The sequence below is a fragment of the Aeromonas sp. QDB56 genome (assembly GCF_027705505.1).
In the GTDB taxonomy this organism is placed as follows: Bacteria; Pseudomonadota; Gammaproteobacteria; order Enterobacterales; family Aeromonadaceae; genus Aeromonas; species Aeromonas caviae.
Window position 1 is genome coordinate 1 of record NZ_JAPDBZ010000220.1, and the last position, 3,476, is coordinate 3,476.

General features: G+C 60.1%; 2 protein-coding genes. Both read left to right on the top strand.

Going from position 1 to position 3,476, the window contains the following annotated elements:
- Nucleotides 1-170: 170 nt before the first annotated feature.
- Entirely contained in the window at nucleotides 171-1,553 is a 1,383-nt protein-coding gene (locus tag OKB81_RS19725; RefSeq protein ID WP_010674652.1) for an L-serine ammonia-lyase, read from the top strand.
- A 284-nt stretch (nucleotides 1,554-1,837) separates the two neighbouring features.
- Nucleotides 1,838-3,208 carry an L-serine ammonia-lyase gene (locus OKB81_RS19730; RefSeq protein ID WP_039039104.1) on the top strand — a complete coding sequence of 457 codons (1,371 nt, stop codon included), beginning with the start codon at nucleotides 1,838-1,840 and terminating at the stop codon, nucleotides 3,206-3,208.
- The last annotated feature ends 268 nt before the right edge of the window (nucleotides 3,209-3,476 follow it).

The window sequence follows — 3,476 nt, forward strand, 5'->3', positions numbered from 1 at the left end:
TGCGCGAGCAGCTATCACCCAGTAATGGGAATCCCCCTCCTGTGACGCGAAGCGCTAAGGTGGGGGAGGATGTCAATTCCCTACCGCCATCACACCCCGCTATCTCCCCCCTTTTCAACGACTACAAAAAATTTACAATGTTTAGACGAAATCCATAATTGGAGTACGTCATGATCAGTGTCTTCGACATGTTTTCCATCGGGATAGGCCCCTCCTCCTCCCATACCGTGGGACCGATGCGGGCCGCCTGCGCCTTCATCCAGACCCTCAAAGCGAACGCACTCCTCTCCCGTACCGGACGCGTCGTCGTCGAGTGCTACGGCTCACTGGGCCAGACCGGCAAGGGGCACGGCACCGGCAAGGCCATCATCCTGGGATTGGCCGGATTTGAACCCGAATCCGTGGACATTGAGGCCATTCCCGCCTTCCTCGCCCAGGTAGAGCAGACCCAGACCCTCTGCCTGGGCGGCGAGCAACCCAGCGAATTTCCCCGCATCGGCGCCATCCTCTTCAACCGGCGCAAAACCCTTCCCGCCCACTCCAACGGCATGACACTGCGCGCCTATGAGGGTGACACCCTTGTGTTCGAGCAGACCTACTACTCCATCGGGGGCGGTTTCATCATCGAGGAGAGTCACTTCGCCAACGCCCGGGAAGAGGCGGCCCGCTTCGATGCCGCCCACCCCATCCCCTATCCCTTCGAGAGCGGCGCCGAGCTGCTGGCCCAGTGCCAGGAGAGCGGCCTCTCCATCTCGGGACTGATGCTGGCCAACGAGAAGGTGTTTCGCTCGGAAGCGGAGATCAAGGCCGGGCTTCGCAAGATCTGGCAGGCGATGCAGGGGTGTGTGGAGCGTGGCTGCAAGAGCGAGGGGGTGCTGCCAGGCGGTCTCAAGGTCAAGCGCCGGGCTCCCGCCCTCTATCGCCAGCTCTGTGGCGAGACCAATTTCAACAAGGATCCGCTGATGGTGATGGAGTGGGTGGATCTCTTTGCGCTGGCCGTCAACGAGGAGAACGCCGCCGGGGGCCGGGTGGTGACGGCGCCGACCAACGGTGCCGCCGGCATCATCCCCGCGGTGTTGCACTATTACGATCGCTTCGTGCGCAAGGTGGATGACGAGCTGCTGATGCAGTACTTCCTCACCGCCGCCGCCATCGGCATCCTCTACAAGAAGAATGCCTCCCTCTCGGGGGCCGAGGTGGGCTGTCAGGGCGAGGTCGGCGTGGCCTGCTCCATGGCCGCTGGTGCCCTGGCCGAGCTGCTGGGCGCCAGCCCCGCCATTGTCGAGAACGCCGCCGAGATCGGCATGGAGCACAATCTCGGGCTGACCTGCGATCCCGTCGGTGGCCTGGTGCAGGTGCCCTGCATCGAGCGCAACGCCATGGGCGCGGTCAAGGCGATCAATGCCGCCCGCCTCGCCCTGCGCGGCACCGGCGAGCACAAGGTGTCGCTGGACAAGGTGATCAGAACCATGTGGGAAACCGGCAACGACATGAAGACCAAGTACAAGGAGACCGCCCGGGGCGGCCTTGCCGTCAACATCACCGAGTGTTAAGCCTCTGTGATAAAGCCGCATATGGCACTCGAATACCCGGCATCGCCGGGTATTTTTTTGCAAAACGTTTGTCTGGCGCTTAACAAAATGGATAACCATCAAAATAAATTTTATACTCGCGCCACGAATTCAACAAAAATAGATCTGTTTCAACTTTTTTTAGGCATTGAACCGTTACACTGTGGTTATCCGGTTCCCTGGCCTTTGTGACGACAGACCCGTCCCATGGATCCCTTTTCTGCGAGTGGGCATGGCGCCCCCTTCTACCCTGAGGTAATTGTTACATGATCAGCGTTTTTGATATCTTCAAAATCGGTGTTGGCCCCTCCTCTTCCCACACTGTCGGCCCCATGAAGGCAGCCAAACAGTTCGTGGATGAACTGCGTGCTGGCGGCAAGATCCGTGACATCACCCGGATCCAGGTCGATGTCTATGGCTCACTCTCCTGGACCGGCAAAGGCCACCACACGGATACCGCCATCATCATGGGTCTGGCGGGCAACCTGCCGGAGAACGTCGACATCGACGCCATCCCCGAATTCATCTCCCGCGTGGAGCAGACCGGTCGTCTGCCCATCGGCCTGCACTGCCACACCGTCAGCTTCCCCAAGGGCGCCATGATCTTCCATGACGAGGCCCTGCCCCTGCACGAAAACGGCATGAGGCTGACCGCCTTCATCGAAGATGACGCCGTCTACAGCAAGACCTACTACTCCATCGGCGGTGGCTTCATCGTCGACGAAGAGAACTTTGGCAAGGGTGACAGCGGCGACATGTCCGTCAGCTATCCCTTCAAGAGTGCCGCCGAGCTCATCGCCCACTGCAGCCAGAGTGGTCTCTCCATCTCCGCCCTGATGATGGAAAACGAGAAGTGCTTCAACACCCCGGAAGAGATCTACAAGAAGCTCGGCAAGATCTGGACCACCATGCGGGAAGGGATTGAGCGCGGCTGCCGCACCGAGGGCGTCCTCTCCGGCCCGCTGCGCGTACCGCGCCGCGCCGCCCCGCTCTACCGCCAGCTGACCACCAACGAGAACCTCTCCAACGATCCCATGAACATCGTGGACTGGGTCAACATGTTCGCCCTGGCGGTGAGTGAAGAGAACGCCGCCGGTGGCCGCGTCGTCACCGCACCGACCAACGGCGCCGCCGGCATCATCCCCGCCGTGCTGGCCTACTACGACAAGTTCATCCAGCCGGTGGGCCGCGACGAGTACACCCGCTTCTATCTGGCCGCTGCCGCCGTCGGCATGCTCTACAAGATGAACGCATCCATCTCCGGCGCCGAAGTGGGCTGCCAGGGTGAAGTGGGCGTCTCCTGCTCCATGGCCGCCGCCGGCCTGACCGAGCTGATGGGCGGCAGCCCCGAGCATGTCTGTGAAGCCGCCGAGATCGGCATGGAACACAACCTGGGTCTGACCTGCGACCCGGTGGCCGGCCAGGTACAGGTGCCCTGCATCGAGCGCAATGCCATCGCCGCCATGAAGGCGGTCAACGCCTCCCGCATGGCCCTGCGTCGCACCTCCAAGCCGCGTGTGTCGCTGGACAAGGTGATCGAGACCATGTACATCACCGGCAAGGACATGGACTCCAAGTACCGCGAGACCTCCCGCGGTGGCCTGGCCATCAAGGTGATGCAGGTTGCCTGCGACTAACGCCGAGTCGCGATGACATGAAAAAAGCGGGATATATTCCTAATGCCAGTCAGTTAAGCCTGACTGGCATTGTTTTTACTAGGGAAGGTGCTAACAAGTCACTTGGCACAAAAACACACCATTCTAAATTATTGATATTAAATGGCTAAATTTTTTAGTTTTGGCACATAGGATACTTATTCGCACCTTCCCTAGGTTTTCTCGTCGCATACTTCTGTGGTTTGGCTTTGATGCACCTTGGGTAACTTCGTTCTCGGCGGGCGGGTAA

What these genes read in the sequence shown, in the direction of transcription:
- OKB81_RS19725 (WP_010674652.1), top strand. Translation starts at nt 171, where the DNA reads ATGATCAGTGTCTTCGACATGTTTTCCATCGGGATAGGCCCCTCCTCC.
- OKB81_RS19730 (WP_039039104.1), top strand. Translation starts at nt 1,838, where the DNA reads ATGATCAGCGTTTTTGATATCTTCAAAATCGGTGTTGGCCCCTCCTCT.